Origin of the sequence: Streptomyces chumphonensis, from assembly GCF_014779715.1 — a bacterium.
Lineage (GTDB): Bacteria > Actinomycetota > Actinomycetes > Streptomycetales > Streptomycetaceae > Streptomyces > Streptomyces chumphonensis.
Genome location: NZ_JACXYU010000022.1, coordinates 1 through 17,919, shown reverse-complemented (window position 1 = coordinate 17,919; position 17,919 = coordinate 1). Strand labels below are relative to the sequence as shown.

At 72.7% G+C, this 17,919-nt stretch carries 19 protein-coding genes, 1 tRNA gene and 1 pseudogene; 10 read left to right on the top strand and 11 right to left on the bottom strand.

The window, feature by feature from the left end; genetic code table 11:
• Positions 1-23: 23 nt before the first annotated feature.
• The 4 genes and pseudogenes from IF129_RS25565 to IF129_RS25555 all read right to left on the bottom strand — a co-directional run bounded on the left by IF129_RS25565 (position 24) and on the right by IF129_RS25555 (position 5,513).
• On the bottom strand, positions 24-1,328 hold the full coding sequence (locus IF129_RS25565; protein WP_191212212.1) for an MFS transporter: 1,305 nt from the start codon (positions 1,326-1,328) through the stop codon (positions 24-26).
• Positions 1,315-3,144: a condensation domain-containing protein gene (locus IF129_RS25560; RefSeq protein WP_318153943.1), complete on the bottom strand. Its 1,830-nt coding sequence runs from the start codon at positions 3,142-3,144 to the stop codon at positions 1,315-1,317. The genes IF129_RS25565 and IF129_RS25560 overlap by 14 nt, the downstream gene beginning before the upstream one ends.
• Positions 3,127-4,413: pseudogene (locus IF129_RS26615) on the bottom strand (DUF6271 family protein); the annotation flags it as partial. The gene IF129_RS25560 and the pseudogene IF129_RS26615, both read right to left, overlap by 18 nt.
• Positions 4,395-5,513 carry a phytanoyl-CoA dioxygenase family protein gene (locus tag IF129_RS25555; RefSeq protein WP_191212211.1) on the bottom strand — a complete coding sequence of 373 codons (1,119 nt, stop codon included), beginning with the start codon at positions 5,511-5,513 and terminating at the stop codon, positions 4,395-4,397. The gene IF129_RS25555 and the pseudogene IF129_RS26615, both read right to left, overlap by 19 nt.
• Before the next feature lie 236 nt (positions 5,514-5,749).
• Here IF129_RS25555 and IF129_RS25550 point away from each other — a divergent pair, with 236 nt between their 5' ends.
• The 3 genes from IF129_RS25550 (at position 5,750) to IF129_RS25540 (ending at position 7,637) form a co-directional block, all read left to right on the top strand.
• Complete coding sequence (locus tag IF129_RS25550; protein ID WP_191212210.1) at positions 5,750-6,607, top strand: class-II aminoacyl-tRNA synthetase family protein; 858 nt, start codon at positions 5,750-5,752, stop codon at positions 6,605-6,607.
• A gap of 83 nt (positions 6,608-6,690) precedes the next feature.
• Positions 6,691-6,933 (top strand): acyl carrier protein, encoded by a 243-nt coding sequence (locus IF129_RS25545; RefSeq protein ID WP_191212209.1) that lies wholly within the window; start codon positions 6,691-6,693, stop codon positions 6,931-6,933.
• A gap of 11 nt (positions 6,934-6,944) precedes the next feature.
• Positions 6,945-7,637 carry a 4'-phosphopantetheinyl transferase family protein gene (locus IF129_RS25540; protein ID WP_191212208.1) on the top strand — a complete coding sequence of 231 codons (693 nt, stop codon included), beginning with the start codon at positions 6,945-6,947 and terminating at the stop codon, positions 7,635-7,637.
• Between the two features lie 8 nt (positions 7,638-7,645).
• Here the strand turns inward: IF129_RS25540 and IF129_RS25535 are convergent, their stop codons facing one another.
• Positions 7,646-7,963 (bottom strand): type II toxin-antitoxin system VapC family toxin, encoded by a 318-nt coding sequence (locus tag IF129_RS25535; RefSeq protein ID WP_191212207.1) that lies wholly within the window; start codon positions 7,961-7,963, stop codon positions 7,646-7,648.
• A gap of 66 nt (positions 7,964-8,029) precedes the next feature.
• Entirely contained in the window at positions 8,030-8,260 is a 231-nt protein-coding gene (locus tag IF129_RS25530) for a FitA-like ribbon-helix-helix domain-containing protein (protein ID WP_191212206.1), read from the bottom strand.
• A gap of 228 nt (positions 8,261-8,488) precedes the next feature.
• On the opposite strand from IF129_RS25530, the gene IF129_RS25525 reads away from it, so the two are divergent.
• Positions 8,489-8,767, top strand: a complete 279-nt coding sequence (locus IF129_RS25525) for a type II toxin-antitoxin system Phd/YefM family antitoxin (protein WP_191212205.1) — start codon at positions 8,489-8,491, stop codon at positions 8,765-8,767.
• Positions 8,764-9,030 carry a Txe/YoeB family addiction module toxin gene (locus tag IF129_RS25520; protein WP_191212204.1) on the top strand — a complete coding sequence of 89 codons (267 nt, stop codon included), beginning with the start codon at positions 8,764-8,766 and terminating at the stop codon, positions 9,028-9,030. The genes IF129_RS25525 and IF129_RS25520 overlap by 4 nt, the downstream gene beginning before the upstream one ends.
• A 24-nt stretch (positions 9,031-9,054) precedes the next feature.
• On the opposite strand, the gene IF129_RS26840 is transcribed toward IF129_RS25520, so the two are convergent.
• The 3 genes from IF129_RS26840 to IF129_RS25505 form a co-directional block, all read right to left on the bottom strand.
• On the bottom strand, positions 9,055-9,210 hold the full coding sequence (locus IF129_RS26840) for a hypothetical protein (protein WP_263576282.1): 156 nt from the start codon (positions 9,208-9,210) through the stop codon (positions 9,055-9,057).
• Positions 9,211-9,404: 194 nt separating this feature from the next.
• Entirely contained in the window at positions 9,405-11,099 is a 1,695-nt protein-coding gene (locus IF129_RS25510) for an acetolactate synthase large subunit (protein WP_224755588.1), read from the bottom strand.
• A 397-nt stretch (positions 11,100-11,496) separates the two neighbouring features.
• Positions 11,497-11,570: transfer RNA gene (locus tag IF129_RS25505), tRNA-Gly, on the bottom strand.
• Positions 11,571-11,844: 274 nt separating this feature from the next.
• Here IF129_RS25505 and IF129_RS25500 point away from each other — a divergent pair.
• From IF129_RS25500 to IF129_RS25480, 5 genes are all read left to right on the top strand, one after another.
• Positions 11,845-12,012, top strand: coding sequence for a hypothetical protein (locus IF129_RS25500; protein WP_191212202.1), 168 nt, complete (start codon positions 11,845-11,847; stop codon positions 12,010-12,012).
• A gap of 66 nt (positions 12,013-12,078) precedes the next feature.
• On the top strand, positions 12,079-12,654 hold the full coding sequence (gene dcd / locus IF129_RS25495) for a dCTP deaminase (protein ID WP_191212201.1): 576 nt from the start codon (positions 12,079-12,081) through the stop codon (positions 12,652-12,654).
• Positions 12,651-13,148, top strand: a complete 498-nt coding sequence (locus tag IF129_RS25490; protein WP_191212200.1) for a phosphoribosyltransferase — start codon at positions 12,651-12,653, stop codon at positions 13,146-13,148. Before dcd ends, IF129_RS25490 begins: the two co-directional genes overlap by 4 nt.
• A 127-nt stretch (positions 13,149-13,275) precedes the next feature.
• Complete coding sequence (locus IF129_RS25485; protein WP_191212199.1) at positions 13,276-15,495, top strand: terpene synthase family protein; 2,220 nt, start codon at positions 13,276-13,278, stop codon at positions 15,493-15,495.
• A 42-nt stretch (positions 15,496-15,537) separates the two neighbouring features.
• Positions 15,538-16,077 (top strand): GNAT family N-acetyltransferase, encoded by a 540-nt coding sequence (locus IF129_RS25480; RefSeq protein WP_191212198.1) that lies wholly within the window; start codon positions 15,538-15,540, stop codon positions 16,075-16,077.
• A 21-nt stretch (positions 16,078-16,098) separates the two neighbouring features.
• Here IF129_RS25480 and IF129_RS25475 read toward each other — a convergent pair whose 3' ends face one another.
• A complete protein-coding gene (locus IF129_RS25475) occupies positions 16,099-17,052 on the bottom strand; it encodes a Yip1 family protein (protein ID WP_191212197.1) in 954 nt (317 codons plus the stop codon).
• Between the two features lie 115 nt (positions 17,053-17,167).
• Positions 17,168-17,635, bottom strand: a complete 468-nt coding sequence (locus IF129_RS25470) for an ATP-binding protein (RefSeq protein WP_191212196.1) — start codon at positions 17,633-17,635, stop codon at positions 17,168-17,170.
• Positions 17,636-17,919: the final 284 nt, after the last annotated feature.

Here is a 17,919-nt window from a genome sequence, read left to right as displayed (position 1 = left end):
CCGGCCGCGTCAGCCCGGCCGCGTCAGCCGGAGGGCGCCGTCGCGGCCGTCGCGGCCGTGCCCGCCGTCCCGTCGACGGGCTTCGGCGTGCGGCCCAGGCGGCGGATGGCGGGCACGCAGAGCATGACGGGGATGCAGACCACGGCCATGACCGAGGAGAACAGCAGCACCCGGTCGGCGTCGAAGACCTCGGCGCCCGGGCCGGACAGCGCCCGGCCCAGCGGGATCACCATGATCGACCCGGCCACGTCGTAGGCGTAGACCCGGCTGAGGACGGCCAGCGGGATGTGGGACTGGACGCTCGTCGCCCACATCACCCCCCAGAAGGCGAAGCCGCACCCGGCCGCCACGCTGGTCAGCGCCGTGGCGGTGAACGACCAACCCAGCGCGGGCGCCAGCGGGTTCAGGGCGAAGAAGAGCATGGCGCAGGCCCCCGCGACCAGCGGACGCCGGGGCCGCACCCGCATGCCGATCAGGCCGCCGATGATCGTGCCCGCGCCGTCGGCCGAGGCGATCCAGCCGTACCCGCTCGCCCCGTGCTGCTCCGAGATCAGCGCCGCGCCCAGCGGGATCGCCGGACCGAAGACGAACAGGCCGTAGACGGCCCAGATGACGATGACGCCCCACAGCCAGGAGCGCGACCGGAACTCGTGCCAGCCGGTGACGAGTCGGCGCCACATCGGGTCGTCGCTCTCGTCCCGGGTGACGCTGAGCCTGCGCAGCGGCGCGAGGACCAGCCCGCTCAGCGCGTACGCCCCCGCGATCACCGCGAAGGACCCGGCGACGTTCCAGTAGGCCACCAGGAGCCCGGCGAGCCCCGGCCCGATCAGCGCGCTCATCGCCTCGGAGACCCGCAGCAGCGCGTTCGCCCGCTGGATGTCCTCGGCCACGCGGGGCACCATGCTCGCCAGTCCCGGCTGGAACATGGCGGTCGCGGCGCCGCTGAGCGCCATCAGCGCCATGATCTGCCACAGCGGCACGTCCCCACCGAGCAGCAGCGCGGCGAGGGTGAGCATGGCCACCATCCGCGCCACGTCGGCGCCCACCATCATCACCTGCGGCGTGAACCGGTCGGCCAGCACGCCCCCGAACAGGACGAGCAGCGCGATCGGCGCCATCCACGCGGCCAGCGCGTAGCCCACGCCCCCGGCCCCGTAGCCCGCCCCCAGCACGGCGGTGGTGAGCGAGACCATGAGCATGCCGTCCGCCAGCAGCGAGGCGCTGCGGGCGGTGAAGAACAGCCGGAAGCGGCCCGACCGCCACGGGCTCGGCAGCGCCGCCGGCTTCTCCTCCGGCTGCCCGGGGACGCGCACCTCATCGACCGTCATGCCGCACCTGCCGCTTCTTCCTGCCGTCGCCTTCCGCGAGGACGGGTCGCCCGGTCCACGCGCTCCCCGGGCCGCCGTCCGGCGGGGGGCCTTGAACGATCACGTACCGGTGCGGGGCCAGCAGCCCCGGCCGCCCCGGGAGGACGTCCCGCAGCCCGGCGTGCGCCCGCTCGGGCGTGAGCGGGTCGCCACCGGCGGCGACGTACGCCGTCAGACGAGGCCCCGCGCCCCCGTCCGGGGCCTCGTCGACGGTGACGTGGACGGGCCGGCCGTCCAGCGCCCGGCCCAGGGCGTCCGCCACGGCGGGCGGCGAGACCCAGCACCCGTCCACGCGCCGCCACCGCGGGCCGCGTTCGGCCGACCGGACGCCCGTCACCGCGCCGAGCGCGCTCAGCGGCACGTCCTCCGCGGCGACCGCCTCCAGCAGCCGGACCACCCCGGTGAGGAAGCCCTCCGCCTCCGCGCGCGGGAACAGCGCGGGGTCCGCCCACAGGCTCAGGTGGAGCAGGGGCGTCGTCGCGTAGGCGAACGCCAGGGCCCGGGTGGGCAGCTCCTGACCCGGCCCCCAGCACAGTTCGAGCTCCGGCCCCGGCTCCGGCCCCGATTCCGGCCCCGTGCCCGGCTCCGGCGGTGGGGCGGCGTCCCGCGCGGCCGGGGCCAGCGCGCTGACGTCGTTGAACACGGCGTCCCGCGCGAAGTGGCTGCCGCGCTCGTCGGTGACCCGCTCGACCATCTCCCACAGCCGCAGCGCGTCGAACCGGCTGTGCCGGTAGGCGTCGAGCACCCCGCCGAACGCGGTGCGCAGCAGCGCGTCGAAGGACGGCACCCGGACGTCGAGGTGCAGCAGCGCGTCCTGCGACACCGTCGTGACGGCCCGGGTGAGCCGACGCGTGAAGCGGTTCGACGTCGGGAGGGCGATGACGCAGGCCGACTGCCCGGCGCGGTGGGCGAGCAGCGCGCACCAGGCCGTCAACAGCACGGTGGACGGCGCGTTGCCGGTGCGCGTCGCCGCGCGCGCGAGCGCCCGCGCGCCCCGCCGGGAGCGGAGCGTGAGCTGCGGCTGGCGTCCCTCCGGCGGGACGGCGTGCGGCTCCGCGAACATCGCCTGCGGGCCCGTGCGCAGAATCCGCTCCCAGTACCCCAACGAGGCGTCGGACTTCCGCACCCCGGCCGGGCTCGCCTCCTCGGCGGCCAACTCCAGTGGCGTGACGGCCTCCAGCGGGGGCAGCTCCGTTCCGGTGAGCAGGGTGCGCCACTCCTCGTGCAGGACGGCGAGGGCCCCCGCGTCGGTGGCGGCGTGGCTGGCGGCGAGCGCCACGAAGGTCGGCGTGCCGCGCCGGGTGAGCACGGAGATCCGCAAGGGGAACTCCTCGGCCAGACCGAAGCGTCGGACGCGGTCGCGGTCGGCCACCGCCTCCGCGTACCGCTCGGCGTCGGCGTACCGCTCCGCGTCGGGGGGTGGCTCCGCGTGGTCGACGACGGTGACGGCGAACCGTCCCTCCGCCGCGACGACCTGCTCGCGCGGGGCGGCGTCCGGCCCGTGCGGAAAGGTGGTGCGCAGCGCCTCGTGCCGCACGACCAGCGTCCGGAAGGCGTCGATCACCGCCCGCGTCGCCACGCCCTCGGGCACGGGCCACACGGCGTGGATGTTGATGTACGCCGGGTCGTCCCGCAGCATGCAGCGGATCATGTTGGCCTGCCCCAGGGTGAGCGGGCCGCGCCGCGCCACCCCGCCCGCGTAGCGGACCGCGACGGTGCGGGCGCTGCTCGCCGGGGCGCCGACGCCACCCGCCGGGGTGTCCTCGGCGGCCCGCACGAGGGGCCCCCAGGCGTCGATCAGCGCGGCGAAGTCCGCCAGGTCCCGCTCGGCCTCCGCCAGCAGCCGCTCGCCCTGCCCGGCCAGCATCTCCGCCACCGTCGCGTAGCGGCCCCCGAGCCTGCGGTAGGCGCGGTCCACGACGGCCAGCCGCTCGGTGTTCTCGTCCCGGCCCGCCCCGGCCGCGTCCCGGACGAGCGCGGCCACGGCGGACGGGCGCAGCCCGCCCGCGTCGTCGAGCAGCGCGTCGCCCGCCTTCGCCGTCGCGGCCTGCACGGCGTGGTCACCGCCTTTGGACAGCAGGAACTTCACGAACCGCCGCTGGTAGGCCAGGAATCCGGCGTCGGTGCGGCGCTCGCCGGTGATGTGGTTGACGATGTGGCGGTCGTGCTCCACTCCGGGCAGCCGCGCGTCGTGGACGAGCTGGATCAGGAAGTAGTCGCTGCCGATGGTGTCGGTGGCGGGCGGCAGCGGGACGCGTCCGTACACCGCGCGGTCGAACGCGATGTTGCACATGTCCACCCGCGTCGGGCTCACCCGGGTGAGCGTCGTCCGGTCGCCGGTGAACGGCCCGTCCCCGGCGCCCCGGAACGCCTCCCCGATCGCGTTGGCCCGCCACGGCGGCGGGCAGTCGGCGGGGATCGACAGCCCGACGACCTCCTCGTACGCCGCCGGATCGAGCCCGCGCATCTGGGCCAGGTCCACCGACATCTCGCCCGTGAAGGAGCCGCCGACCAACGCCACCCGCCGGTCCGCGCACGCGGGGTCGAGCCGGGTGCGGGAGGCCCGCCCGGCGACGTCGGCGGCCCGTCGGCCGAGGAACTCCAGCTCCGCGTGGACGGGGAAGACCGGCTCGCCGTCCCGCGTCCGGTAGCCGCTGTCGGAGTCGCGGCGGTGCACGGACGTGCAGCCGAGCGCCGCCGCGAGGAGGAACGCGCGGTTGGTGCAGGCGCCGTAGGACACCTCCGACGGCAGCATCAGGGCGAGCACGCGCTCCGGTTCGGCGACTCCGGAGCGGGCGATCACCTCGCGCAGGAACGCGCGCTGCTCCGCCTCGTCGAGGTGGTGCACGGTGACGCCGGGCGCCGGAGGCAGCGCCAGGACGGCCGCGCGGTGCTCGGCGCGGGCCGCGGCGTCGGCGGAGTCCAGCACGAGCAGGCACACCTCGACGTCGAAGTGCCGTGCCGCGTACGCCGCTTCGGCGCCCACCGCCGTGAGGGCCCCGGCGCAGGGACGGTTGGTGGGGAGCGTCAGGCAGATCCGGCGCACGCGGCGTCTCCGCTCGTCGCCGGGACGCCGGTGGGCCGCGCGGCCGTCGCCGCGTCGCCGTCCGCGTCGTGCCAGGAGGTCAGCCCCAGCAGCTTCGAGCCGAGCGCGTCGAGCGTCGCGGTCTCGTACCGCTGCGCCTCGGGCCGGACCGGGTCGCCGACCAGCGTCCGGTTCCAGCGGGGCGTCCGCAGGTGCCGCCAGGACTCGACGCGGGACGTGCGCAGCGTCCGGTGCTCCTCCAGCGCGGGCATCATCGCGAGGTACTGGACGGCGCGCACCCCGTCCCGGGAGGCGTTGCGGGCCACGCCGTGGGCCAGCAGGCCGTTCCAGATCAGCAGGTCGCCAGGGTGCAGCTCGGGCCGGAAGACGGGGAACTCCTCCCGGTCCACGGCGGGCCGCAGCGGGTCGCGGTCGGCGGGCCGGCCCACCTTCCACTCCTCGAACCTCCGGAACAGGTCCGGGCAGCACTGGAAGCCGCCCGTCTCCGGCCGGGTGTCGTTGAGGGCGATGATGCCCTGCACGCGCTGCGGCGGGACGCCGAGCGTGGTGTCGATGTCCCAGTGCAGTTCGATGTCGAACCCCTGCTCCGTGGGTTCGATGAGGGCGCGGTCCCGGTTGCCGGTGTTGGGCGGGTTGAGGTTCAGCCGGTCGAGGGTGACCCACAGCTCCTCGCAGTCCCAGACGTCCACGAAGGCGTCGTACACCCGCTGCGTCTGGCGGCTGTCCCACAGGAGCTGGTGGTGGTAGGCCTCGACGAAGCCGTAGATGTGCAGCTGGCGGTCCAGCTCGGAGCGGAACGGCCGGTCCTCGTGCCAGGTGTCCGGCCGGTCGGGGTCGAGGCCGGAGAAGTCCCAGGTGAAGTCCAGCAGACGGCGCGCCGCCGCGGCCGGTATCGCCTCCCGCACGATGACGTACCCGTAGGTCTGCCAGTGGGCGAAGTCCTGCTCGGACAGCACCCGCAGCGGCCGGGTCTTGCGCAGCTCCCGCAGCGTGGTCTGCGCGAGGTAGCTCTCGCCGTCCGCGCTGAAGTACGGGGTGTCCGAGGCGGCTCGGTGGAGGAACGGACGTCGGGAGCGGCGGGGCGGGGCGGATGTCGTCATGCGGAACCCTCCAAGCGGATGCCCTCAGCACAATTGGTCCAGACCATAGCCCCTGTCAAGTGCCGTTCGGTGGCGGCCGGATGAACCCGTACGCCCCTTCCGTCCGGGCCGTGCCCGGTGCCCAAATTGGTCTGGTCCATTTGGTCTAGACAAGAGGTCGGACGGCTGACTAGTCTCCGAAACGTCGCGGTACGCCTCCTCCTGCCCACCCGGCCGACGCCCTCGGGAGCGGTTCCATGAGCACCCCCAGCACCACGGACGCGCCCGTCCCCGGCCTGCGGAGCCCCGGCGCGGGCCTGGTCACCCTGGACCCGGTCCACACCGCCCTCCTGCGCGGCCTCGACGACCTGCTCACCGGTCTGGCCACCCGGCTCGCCGCCCCCGAAGTGCTCGGCCCCCCGCTGCTCCCCGCCGAGGGCCTCACCCGGCTCGACTACTTCCGCAACTTCCCCCACCTCGGCGTCTCCGCCGGCCGCTTCCACCCCGAAGCCCTCGACGGCCTGGCCGCGGGCGAGCCCCCGACGGACCTGCCGCTGCGCCCCAGCGGACACCTGCTGCCGTCCGCCACCTGCTACGGACTGCTGCTCTCCCTGGAAGGCGCCGACGTCGGCGCGGACGGGACGCGGCTCTCGGCGTCCGGACGGTGCTTCCGCAACGAGACCCACTACGACGGGCTGCGCCGCCTGTGGGGCTTCCACATGCGCGAGGTCCTGTACCTCGGCACCCGGGAGGGCGCGGCCCAACACCTGGAACAGGGCGCGGAGTTCATCGCCGACCTCGCCGACCGCCTGGGCCTGGCCCTCACCCGCGCCCCCGCCGACGACCCCTTCTACGACCGCGGCGGCTCCCGCGCCCGGCTGATGGCCCTCGACCCCGTCAAGCACGAGTTCAGCGCCCCGGACGGCACCGCCATCGCCTCCGTCAACCGGCACCGCAACTTCTTCGGCGAACGCCTGGACATCAGCGCGGGCCCGACGGGCCCCGCCCACAGCGCCTGCGTCGCCTTCGGCGTCGAGCGCTGGGTCCACGCCATGACCCTCGCCCACGGCACCCCCGAACAGGCCCTGCACCGGCTGCGGGACGCCCTGCCCTGACCACCCCGCCCGCCCCGACGCCTCCGAAGACCCCCAGGACCCGCCCTCGCAGGCCCGTCACCGACAAGGAACGGCACGGCACCATGGAACGCATCACCGCGTGGCTGCACGAGCGCAATCCCGGCCTCGACGGCCCCATCGCCCCCGACGAGGACCTCATCGAGGCCCGACTCATCGACTCGATGGACTTCCTGGAGTTCATCGACCTGCTGGAGTCCCTCTCCGGCCGGACGATCGACCTCCAGACGATCACCATCGACGACTTCCGCACCCTGGACCGCATCCGCGAGCGCTTCCTGAAGCCCTCCGAGGCGGCGAAGGCGTAGGCGGCCCGGCCATGACCGCCACCCCGTCGCCGGCCCTCGCAGGCGGCCCCGGCGGCTCCGGCACGGTGGCCGTCGTCGCGACCACGGCCGAGGTCCTGGCCCACCCCGCGGGCGAGGCGGGCCTGCTCACCCCCGGTGAGCAGGCCCGCCTCGCCCGCATCCGACTGCCCCACCGCCGCGACGACGTCACCGCGGCACGCCTCCTGCTGCGCCTGTGCGCCGCCCACGTCACCGCCCGGCCCGCACACGAGCTGAGTCCGTCCCAGCACTGCCCCACCTGCGGACGCGACGGCCACGGCCGCCCGTACCTGCCCGACCACCCGGACCTCGGCGTCAGCCTCAGCCACGCCGACGGCCTGGTCGCGGCGGCCGTCGGCCCCGGCCCCGTCGGCATCGACGTCGAACCCTCGACCCGCCGCCCCGCCCCCCTGCGCATGCTCGCCCGCGTCCTCCCCGCCGCCGACCTCCGCGCCGCCACCGCCCACCCCGACCCCGGCCCCGCACTCCTTCGCCTCTGGGTCCGCCGGGAGGCCCGACTGAAAGCGGGCCGCGACGACCTCCCCCTCCTGGAGTGGACCGACCCCCACCGCACCGCCACCACCGCCACCACCGGCCCGTCGCCGACCCGCACCGCCCTCGCCACCCTCACGGCCCTGCCGGCCCGCGACTGCCCGCCTCACACGCCGTCGCCCGGGCACGCCTGAACAGCCGACTACACGCCACCGACCACGTCGATCACGCAGCGCGGCCGCTGCACACCACGCTTGATCCTGGCGTCCGTGGTGACGAAGGGAACCCCGAGCGTCTCCGCGAGGGCGACATAAGTGGCGTCGTACGCACTGAGGTTCGCGTGCAGCACGCGGACGCGCGGCAGCAGGGACATCGCCTCGTGCCGCTCCACACGCAGGGCGGTGTACGTCTTGATGTGCTCGTCCAGAACCGCCTTCCCGAGCTTCGGGACGCCGTCCCACGACCTCGGTGTCCAGAACCCGAGGAGCGTGCAGCACCTCGTCCCGGGCGATGTGGACACGGAGCTGCCGACCGATGGCTCAGCCGTCGGTGCCGAACATGGCGACGGCTGAGGAGTCGATAACGATCACCGCGCGGCTCGCCCCTCGTCCACAAGGCCGAGGACCTCGCCGTTGTCGACCTCGTCGGTGGCGTACCGCTCGGCACGCTGCGCGATCTCGGTAAGGGTGGGCCGGGTGGCCTCCCGCGTGACGAGGCCGAGCAGGTACGCCTGGAGGGGCTGACCGGCTTCAGCGGCGCGGACCTTCAGCCGGGCAGCAACATCGTCAGGCACTTCGCGGATGGTGAGTGAAGTCATGACTGCTTTCTCACGTCGATGCAGTCATGATGCATTCACCACCGATGGCCAGCGCTGCGTCGGGGCCTCGGCGGTGGCAGCGGAAGCGCACCGGGCTGATGTGGCTCAGCGCGGGGGAACTCGGCTTGACGGCGGGAGCCGCCAACCCGCCACCCACCGGTACGTTATTTCGTACGACACTGGTACTGTATCTAGTACCGGCAAGGATCGGGAGAAGGAGAGACCTCGATGACGATCAGCGCCAGCGAAGCGCGCACCAACCTCTACCCGCTCATCAAGCAGGTCAACGAGGACCACGCCCCCGTCCGTATCAGCTCCAAGCAGGGCAACGCCGTGCTCATGTCCGAGGACGACTACGAGGCCTGGCAGGAAACCATGTACCTGCTGTCCACGCCCGCCAACGCCGCCCGCCTGCTTGCTGCCGTGGCCCGCGACAAGGCAGGCCAGGAACCCACGGTCACCACCACCATGGACGAGCTGTGGAACATGGCCGAGGGTGCTGCGTGAGGGACATCACGTGGAGCCCGGAAGGCTGGGACGACCTTGCGTACTGGATGGGTCAGGACCGCAAGACCTTGCGCCGGATCGTACGCATCATCGAGGACCTCCAGCGCACCCCCGCCGAAGGCATTGGTAAGCCGGAACCCCTCAAGGGCAACCTCTCGGGCTACTGGTCCCGGCGGATCGATGACACAAACCGCATCGTCTACCGGTTCGACGACAAAGCAGTGAAGATCATCAAGGCTCGGTTCCACTACAGCGACCACTGAACGACCACGGGAAGGCACACGGCTTCAAGGAGACGGGTGGGCGAAGCCGACGACGTGCGGGAGTAGGGCGCGATGGTTGACGTTGCCGATGGTCAGATGGCTGCCATAGCTCGCGGCCACGACCAGGACGCCCCTGCCGTGGGCGGGGAGCACACGTCGGCCGACCGTGTCGGCGTCCACGGCGGAGGCAACTGCTCACGACGTAGGGGTGTGGCGTGGCGGGTGGGTGTCGGGGTGGTGGGTTCGTCCGCCGAGCACGCGTAAGGCCCAGGAATGACCGCGCGATTCCACGTTTGCGCAGGTGCGCACGGATGGCGCGAGAGGAGTACGCCTCGGAGCTGCGAGGTCATGGCGACGAGCTCGCCCGGCCTGGATCAGAAGGGGCCGTGGAGGGCTCCGAGCCGGTCGGTCAGCCGCAGGTTCTCCGCATAGTCCACGGGACAGGCGATCACGGAGACGGCCGCGTCGTCGAGCGCGCGCTCCAGGGTCGGCAACAGCTCGCCGGGCGCGGTGATCAGGTGGCCGCGGGCACCGAAGCTCTCGGCGAAGGTCACGAAGTCCGGGTTGGTGAAGCGCGTGTGGCTGTGACGGCCCAGCTCCAGCTCCATCTTCCATGTGATCAACCCGTACTCCTGATCCACCAGTACCAGGACCGTCGTCGGGATGCCTTCGCGCACCGCGGTCTCCAGTTCCTGGGCGTTCATCAGGAACGCACCGTCACCCATCACCGCGAGCACGCGCCGCTCCGGGCGGGCCAGCTTCGCGGCGATCGCCCCGGGCAGGGCGAACCCCATGGTCGACAGCCCGTTGGAGAGCAGACAGGTGTTGGGCTCGTACGCCGGGTAGAGGCGGGCCATCCACATCTTCCCGGCGCCCGTGTCGGCGAGCACGATGTCCTCGCGCCCCAGCGCGGCGCGCACATCGGCGACCACGCGCTGGGGGAGCATCGGGAACGCCTCGCTGCCGCGTCCTCGTTCCAGCTCCTCGGCGAGCAGCGTCCGGATGCGGGCACCGGTGCGTCCTTCGTCGTCGAACGCGCGCGGGGCGGCGTCCGCGAGGGCGTCCAGTGTCGGCCCGATGTCGCCCTCGACGCCGACCGTGACGGCGTAGTGCGCATCCACCTCGGCCGGGAACCGATGGAGGTGCAGAATGCGCTTGTCGCCCTCGGGATTGATCTTCACCGGGTCGAACTCCTGCACCTCGTAACCCGCGCAGATCACGACGTCCGCGGTGTCGAAGCCGAAGTTGGAGTAGTCGTGGCGCATGAATCCGACCGCCCCGAGGGCGTTGGGGTGGTCGTCGGGAAAGACGCCCTTGCCGTGGAACGTGGTCGCCACCGGCACGTTCAGACGCTCGGCGAAACGCACCAGTGCCTCGGACGCCCGCCCTCTGGCGGCGCCGTGCCCGGCGAGGACCACGGGCCGTCGCGCCGTGGCCAGGACCTCCGCGGCGCGGGCGATCTGGGACGGCGAGGGCGTGTCGGCGTGGACCACGTCGCGGGGGAGCGGCTGGAGGGGTAGGCCGCACCGCTCCGCCTCGATGTCCTCGGGGACGGCGAGGAAGACGGCGCCCGGGCGTTCGCTCACGGCCGTCTTGAACGCCTTCCGCACCATCTCGGGCACTGCCTCGGGGATCAGCACCTGCGCCGCCCACTGGGTGACCGGGGCGAACATCGCCACCAGGTCGATGACCTGATGGGACTCCTTGTGGACACGGTTCAGCCCGCCCTGTGCGGCCAGGGCCACCAGCGGCGTGCTGTTGGTCATGGCGTCCGCCGTGCCCAGCAGCAGGTTGATCGCGCCGGGCCCCAGGGTGGCCGAGCACACCCCGGCCCGGCCCGTCAGCCGGCCGTAGATCTCGGCCATGAACGAGGCGCCCTGCTCGTGTCGGACCAGTACATACCGGATCCCGGAACCGTTCAGAGCATCGACGAAGTGGATGTTCTCCTCACCAGGGATGCCGAAGACGTACTCCACCCCCTCCGCCTCCAGGCAGCGGACCAGCATGTGGGCAACGTCGTCCGTCGTCGCGTCGGAGTCTCGCGGTCCGGGGGCGGATCGAGTGTCCATGCCTTCGAAGCTAGGGACAGGATGGCTGCACGGCCACGCGGCCACTGCTGACCGGGTGACGGCCCGCCCCTGTCGCCGACAGCGCCTGGCAACCGCACTTCCGTCGGCAGCACCGATGACAGCGACGCGCTGGATTGGTCCACCTCACAGCCGCGAATACGACCCGGTCCTCGAGCGGTTCATGTCCCTTGCCCCTATGGATCACTCAGCCCCGGGCGACTCGGTGCGACTTCGGTGAGGTTGGGCTGGTGCTTGCCGTCGATGTCGGTGAATCAGCGGACGCACTGGACTCCACAGCGCGGTGCGGCCGTGAATCTGGAAGTCGGAGCGGGCACGCGGGCGGTGAGGAGGTCCAGACAACAAACAACCCCCGGGCCTGTGACCTGGGGGTTTGTCGTGGAGCGGGCGACGGGAATCGAACCCGCGCTATAAGCTTGGGAAGCTCATGTTCTACCATTAAACTACGCCCGCGAGAAGCGAGGCCGCCGGTGGGAAGGTCCGTCGGGACCGTCCTGGGCGGCTTGCTCATCGCGGGACACTGTACCTCATCCCGGACCCCCGGCGCACAGGCCGCGGGGTCCTTCGTCGTGCTCGGGGCCGTGGTGGCCGGGGGTGCGGGTGAGGTTCGGGGAGGGGGAGTTGGGGCGTACGGTGGGGTCGGGTGCGGCGGTCGTCGCGTGGCCCGTTTCGTCCCCTATGGTGGCCTTCGTCCTCGCGTCGTCCACGTACTTGGGGAGAGGGAACGATGGAGTCCACCGTCGTGCGCTGTGCCGAAGGCCATGTGTTCAGCACCAGCACGTTCCCGATGCAGCAGCTCGGCAGCGAGCGGATCGGGCCGGGTCGGCTGCTGCGGTGTCCGCGCTGTGCGCGGCTGCGGCAGGCCGTCCCGGTGAAGGGCGGTCATCGGCACTGAGCCGGGCGCGCGGGCGGGGCCGGGGGTGATTGCGCCTGGTCCCGCCCGTGCGCGTACCCTCGGGGGGTGCTTCTCTCAGACAAGGACATCCGGGCCGAGATCGACACGGGCCGGGTGCGGATCGAGCCGTACGACGCGGCGCTCGTGCAGCCGTCGAGTATCGACGTCCGGCTGGACCGCTACTTCCGGGTGTTCGAGAACCACCGCTATCCCCACATCGACCCGGCGGTCGAGCAGCCGGACCTGACGCGGCTGGTGGAGCCGGAGGGGGACGAGCCGTTCATCCTGCACCCGGGCGAGTTCGTGCTGGCGTCCACCTTCGAGATCGTGACGCTGCCGGACGACATCGCGTCGCGGCTGGAGGGGAAGAGCTCGCTCGGACGTCTGGGGCTGCTGACGCACTCGACGGCCGGGTTCATCGACCCGGGTTTCTCCGGGCACGTGACGCTGGAGCTGAGCAACGTCGCCACCCTGCCGATCAAGCTGTGGCCGGGGATGAAGATCGGCCAGCTGTGCATGTTCCGCCTGTCGTCGCCGGCGGAGCACCCGTACGGCGCGGCCCGGTACGGCTCGCGGTACCAGAACCAGCGCGGCCCCACGCCGTCGCGCTCCTACCTGAACTTCGACCGGACGCAGGTATGAGCGACGAGCGCGAGGAGCTGACGTACGAGCGGTTCGGGGGCGCGGTCCGGGAGTTGGCGCAGAGCGTCGCCGACGACGGGTTCGAGCCGGACGTCGTGCTGTCGGTGGCGCGCGGCGGGGTGTTCGTCGCGGGGGCGCTCGCCTACGCGCTGGACTGCAAGAACCTGCACTTGGTGAACGTCGAGTTCTACACCGGCGTGGGGACGACGCTGCCGATGCCGGTGATGCTGGCGCCGGTGCCGAACGTCGTCGACTTCTCCGACAAGCGTGTGCTGATCGCGGACGACGTCGCGGACACGGGCAAGACGCTGAAGCTGATCCACGACTTCTGCGCGGGGCACGTCGCGGAGGTCCGCAGCGCGGTGATCTACGAGAAGCCGCAGTCGCTGGTGCGCTGCGAGTACGTGTGGAAGCGGACCGACGCGTGGATCAACTTCCCGTGGTCGACGGAACCGCCGGTGGTGCGCCGGACCGGCCAGGTGCTCGACGCCTGAGGTCAACTCCGTTGCCCACGAACGGAATTCACTCGTACCGGTGGTTTGAGTGAGTCGGCGGATTGCGGGGGAGGAGCGGGGTAGGGCTGGGCCGTCCGGGTTGCGTTGACCGCCGGGAGAGGGTTCCGTGTCACAGCCGTTCGTCCTGCCCGATTTCTACACGCCGTACCCCGCGCGGCTGAATCCCCACGTGGAGGAGGCGCGTGCGCACGCCTCGGAGTGGGCCCGCCGGATGGGGATGCTGGAGGGGTCGGGCATCTGGGAGCAGAGCGACCTCGACGCCCACGACTACGCCCTGCTCTGCGCCTACACGCACCCCGACGCCGACGGCCCCGCGCTGTCGCTCGTCACCGACTGGTACGTGTGGGTCTTCTTCTTCGACGACCACTTCCTGGAGTGCTTCAAGCGCTCCCAGGACCGGGCGGGCGGGAAGGCGTACCTCGACCGGCTGCCGGCGTTCATGCCGATGGACCGGTCCGTCGGCATGCCGGAGCCGACGAACCCGGTGGAGGCGGGCCTGGCCGACCTGTGGGAGCGGACGGTGCCCTCGATGTCCCTTCAGTGGCGGGCCCGGTTCGCGGAGAGCACGGAGAACCTGCTCAACGAGTCGCTGTGGGAGCTGTCCAACATCAACATCGGCCGGGTGCCGAACCCGGTGGAGTACATCGAGATGCGCCGCAAGGTCGGCGGCGCGCCGTGGTCGGCGGGGCTCGTGGAGTACGCGGCGCGCGCCGAGGTGCCGGAGGTCGTCGCCGCGTCGCGCCCCCTGCGGGTGCTGCGGGACGCGTTCTCCGACGGCGTCCACCTGCGCAACGACCTGTTCTCCTACGAGCGGGAGACGCAGGAGGAGGGGGAGCTCAGCAACGGCGTGCTCGTCCTGGAGCACTTCCTGAACTGCTCGACGCAGGAGGCCGCGGAGGCCGTCAACGACCTGTTGACGTCCCGCGTCCAGCAGTTCGAGAACACCGCGCTCACCGAACTGCCCGCGCTCTGCGCCGAGCACGGCCTGACGCCCGGGCAGTGCGCGGACGTGGCGGCGTACGTGAAGGGGCTGCAGGACTGGCAGTCGGGCGGGCACGAGTGGCACATGCGCTCCAGCCGCTACATGAACGGCGCCGGGGACGGGTCCGGGAGCGGCCAGCTCTTCCTCGGCCCGAGGGGGCTCGGCACCTCGGCCGCGGACGTCCGGCTGACGACGCGGCGGGCGGAGCGGGCGCGGGCGCGGACGTTCACGCACACGCCGTTCCAGCGGGTGGGGCCGTCGCGGCTGCCGGAGTTCGACATCCCGTTCCCGGCCCGGCTCAGCCCCCACCTCGACCGGGCCCGCGAGCACGTCGTGGAGTGGGCGGACCGGATGGGCATCCTGGAGCCGCAGCCCGGCTACCCGACCTCCGGCGTCTGGGACCACCAGCGGATTCGCGACATCGACCTGCCGCTGTGCGCGGCGGGCATCGGGCCCGACTCCTCGCCCGAGGAGCTCGACCTCTCCTCGGCCTGGCTGGCCTGGGGCACCTACGGAGACGACTACTACCCGGTCGTCTTCGGCGCGCCGCGCGACCTCGTCGGGGCGAAGGCCGCAACCGACCGGTTGCGGCTGTTCATGCCACTGGACGACCCCGCCTCCGCCGCCGCGCAGGAGCCGGTGAACGCGCTGGAGCGGGGGCTGGCCGACCTGTGGGCCCGCACGGCCGGGCCGATGACGCCGACGGCGCGGCGGCGGTTCCGCACGTCGGTCGAGGACATGACGGACAGCTGGCTGTGGGAGCTGGCCAACCAGGCGCAGAACCGCGTGCCCGACCCCGTCGACTACCTGGAGATGCGCCGCTTCACGTTCGGCTCCGACATGACGATGAGCCTGTGCCGGCTGCGCCGGGGGCTGAGCGTGCCGGACGAGGTGTACCGCAGCGGCGTCGTCCGGTCGCTGGAGAACTCGGCGGCGGACTACGCGATGCTGCTCAACGACGTCTTCTCCTACCAGAAGGAGATCGAGGTCGAGGGCGAGGTGCACAACGGCATCCTCGTCGTGCAGAACTTCTTCGACTGCGACTACGCGGCGGGGCTGCGCATCATCGACGACCTGATGCGCGGCAGGATGAGCCAGTTCCAGCACATCGTGCGCACGCAGCTCCCCGTGGTCTGCGACGACTTCGACCTCGGCACGGAACAGCGTGCGGGGCTGGACGCCTACGTGCGGGACCTGGAGAACTGGCTCTCCGGCATCCACGTGTGGCACCGCGACTGCCGGCGCTACCGGGAGGAGGACCTGCACCGGCCCTTCACGCCCCCGACGCCGCGCGGCATCGGCACGGCGGCCGTCCGGCTCGCGGAGGCGCTGCGCGGGGCCTGAAACCCGGTGCGGCGGGCCGTGCCGGTGGGGCAGGCTACGGGCATGCGAGGAGACGTCCAGCTGCGGCCGCTCGACGCGGCGCTCCTGTCCGCCCTGCTGGAGGCGGCGGTGGCCGACGCCGACCCGGAGGAGGTCATGCCGCCCGTGCCCGGCCCGCCGGGCTGGACCGACGCGCGGCGCGAGGCGTTCCTGCGCTTCCACCGGGGACGTGCGCAGGGCCTCGCGGCGGACCCGGTGGAGGCGACGTACGCGGTGCTCCTGACCGGGCCGGACGGTGAGGCTTCGGGCGGGCGGCGTGTGGTCGGTGCCGCGCGGCTCTGTCCCGTGCCGTCCGGCGACGGGGAGGCGGAGGCCGGGCTGTGGCTCGGCCGCTCGGTCCGGCGGACGGGCGTGGGCGGGGCCGCGTTCCGGCTGCTGGTGGAGGAGGCTCGCGCCGCGGGCCGGTCCGGCGTCGTCGCCGCCACGACGCCGGACAACCAGGGCGCCCGCCGGCTGCTCGCGGCCCTCGGCGCCCGTACGGCGGTCACGGCCGAAGCCGTCGAGGCGCACCTCTCCCTGCTCCCCGCCGACGGGCCGGGGTAGCGGGCTCGATCGGTGTCTGAGCTAGAACGTGCCGAGTTTCATCAGGAAGAGCAGGGCCAGGAGCTGGATCGCGGACGCGCCCAGCGCCTTCGGCCACGGCAGGTCGTGCGAGCGGCTGACCATGGAGGTGAACAGCGCGGCCGCGGCGGCCCAGGTGAGCCACCCGACGACCTGGACGAACGTCGCGTCGCCGCCGAGGAAGAGGGCGAACAGCAGCCGGGGCGCGTCGGTGAGCGAGGCGATCAGCATGGCCATGCCGACCGTCGGGGCCCAGGTGCCGTCGCCCCCGAACTGTCGGGCCAGCGTGTGCGTCACCGAGCCGAGCACGAGTCCGGAGAGGACGACGGCGAGGCCCGTGATGAGCACGAGGGGGATCGCGTTCCCGAGCGGAGCCGCCAGCACCTCTTCCCGTGCGTCGTCGAGTCCGAAGACGGCGAGCAGGCCGTAGAGGAAGGTGACCGCGATCGCCGGGCCCCACACGGCGTGGTCGCGCGTCTGCCAGAAGGTCGCGTTGGGCCGCAGGACGATGCCGGACAGCAGCTGCTTCCAGTGCGGGCGGGGGCCGGACGGGGGGCCGGTGCGGCCTGCGGCGTACGTGGAGCCGCCGCCGTAGTCCGGTCCCGACGCGCCGTCCGGTTCGTCGTGGATGCTGAACTGCCGGGTGTGCCCGGGGTTGTTGGCGTACGGGTCCGCAGGGCCCGGGGCACTGAGGTACTCGGGCTCGCCGTAGGCCGGCCCGCCACCCCGCCCCTGCGGGCCGTGGCCGGGTGCTGTGGGGTGCTGCGGGCCGGAACCGTACGGTCCGCCCTGGTCCGCGCCCGGCTGGGCGGGCTGTCCCCACGTCACCGGTTGCTGCCCGTGCCCCGCCCTGCCCCGTCCGTGGGGCGCCTGCGGGGGGTGCCCGTGGGGAGGCGGTTGCTGCCCCTGCTGTGCGTTGCGCGCGTCCCGGCCGCGTCCCATCCTGAATCCAGCCACGCCCTCGAACGTACCGCGTCCGGTGGGCGGGCGGGGCGCGAGGGCCGGGTATCGGCGCTGCTTGTGGCGGGTTCGGTACATCCCGTAGGTGCACGCCCTAAGGGGAGGGGACGGTTCACGGGCGGGGCGTCGTCCCGGTGCCGGGCAGTGCGACGGCCAGGGTGACGACGGTGCCGGCGCCCACGGCGTCCGGGTCGGCCGCGGTGATGCTGAGCCGGTCCGTGGTGAGGCGGGCCAGCCAGAGTCCGCGGCCGTCGGCACAGCCGTCGAGGCCGGGGAGCAGTTCGGGGATGACGTCGGCGGTGAAGCCGGGGCCCGCGTCGCTGACCTGGGCCTCCAGCTCGTGCCCGACGCGCCGCAGGAGCAGCGTGCCGTGGCCGCCCGCGTGCTCGACGGCGTTGGTCAGCACTTCGTCCACGGCGAGGACGAAGTCGCCCCGGCGGGGTTCGGTGAGCCCGGCCGAGGCGGCGCACACCTCGACGCCGACCCTCAGTTGAGGCAGCGTGCGGGCCGTGAACCGCTGTTTGAGTAACTGCTGTTCCGGCCGTCCGGGGCGGGAGGGAGCCGCCATGTCAACGGGCATAGGGCAGAGGCTAGGGGTGGCCACCCCCTGCCCGACAGACCGGTGCACATGGCGTCTTGAAACTCGCAACAGCTGACTGAAAACGATCTGAATTGGACTGAACTTGACCGAAGGCGGGGCGTGACTGCCTCCTTGCCCGTCCTTGTCCGTCACGCCGACCCTGCGGCCCCCGACGTCGGCTCGGATTCCCTGACGAGCGCGCGCAGGAGGAGCTGGGCGACGTCGACGACCTCGACGGACTCCTTGGCCCCGCCGCCCGTGGCGGAGTCGCTTGCGGCCGCGGC

Bases quoted from the DNA above. Each gene is read 5' to 3' on its own strand.
- IF129_RS25500 (WP_191212202.1), top strand. From the start codon at position 11,845: ATGGAGTCCACCGTCGTGCGCTGTGCCGAAGGCCATGTGTTCAGCACC.
- IF129_RS25530 (WP_191212206.1), bottom strand. From the start codon at position 8,260: ATGACTTCACTCACCATCCGCGAAGTGCCTGACGATGTTGCTGCCCGG.
- IF129_RS25510 (WP_224755588.1), bottom strand. From the start codon at position 11,099: ATGGACACTCGATCCGCCCCCGGACCGCGAGACTCCGACGCGACGACG.
- IF129_RS25525 (WP_191212205.1), top strand. From the start codon at position 8,489: ATGACGATCAGCGCCAGCGAAGCGCGCACCAACCTCTACCCGCTCATC.
- IF129_RS25490 (WP_191212200.1), top strand. From the start codon at position 12,651: ATGAGCGACGAGCGCGAGGAGCTGACGTACGAGCGGTTCGGGGGCGCG.
- IF129_RS25480 (WP_191212198.1), top strand. From the start codon at position 15,538: ATGCGAGGAGACGTCCAGCTGCGGCCGCTCGACGCGGCGCTCCTGTCC.
- IF129_RS25545 (WP_191212209.1), top strand. From the start codon at position 6,691: ATGGAACGCATCACCGCGTGGCTGCACGAGCGCAATCCCGGCCTCGAC.
- IF129_RS25565 (WP_191212212.1), bottom strand. From the start codon at position 1,328: ATGACGGTCGATGAGGTGCGCGTCCCCGGGCAGCCGGAGGAGAAGCCG.
- IF129_RS25550 (WP_191212210.1), top strand. From the start codon at position 5,750: ATGAGCACCCCCAGCACCACGGACGCGCCCGTCCCCGGCCTGCGGAGC.
- IF129_RS25470 (WP_191212196.1), bottom strand. From the start codon at position 17,635: ATGCCCGTTGACATGGCGGCTCCCTCCCGCCCCGGACGGCCGGAACAG.
- IF129_RS25555 (WP_191212211.1), bottom strand. From the start codon at position 5,513: ATGACGACATCCGCCCCGCCCCGCCGCTCCCGACGTCCGTTCCTCCAC.
- IF129_RS25540 (WP_191212208.1), top strand. From the start codon at position 6,945: ATGACCGCCACCCCGTCGCCGGCCCTCGCAGGCGGCCCCGGCGGCTCC.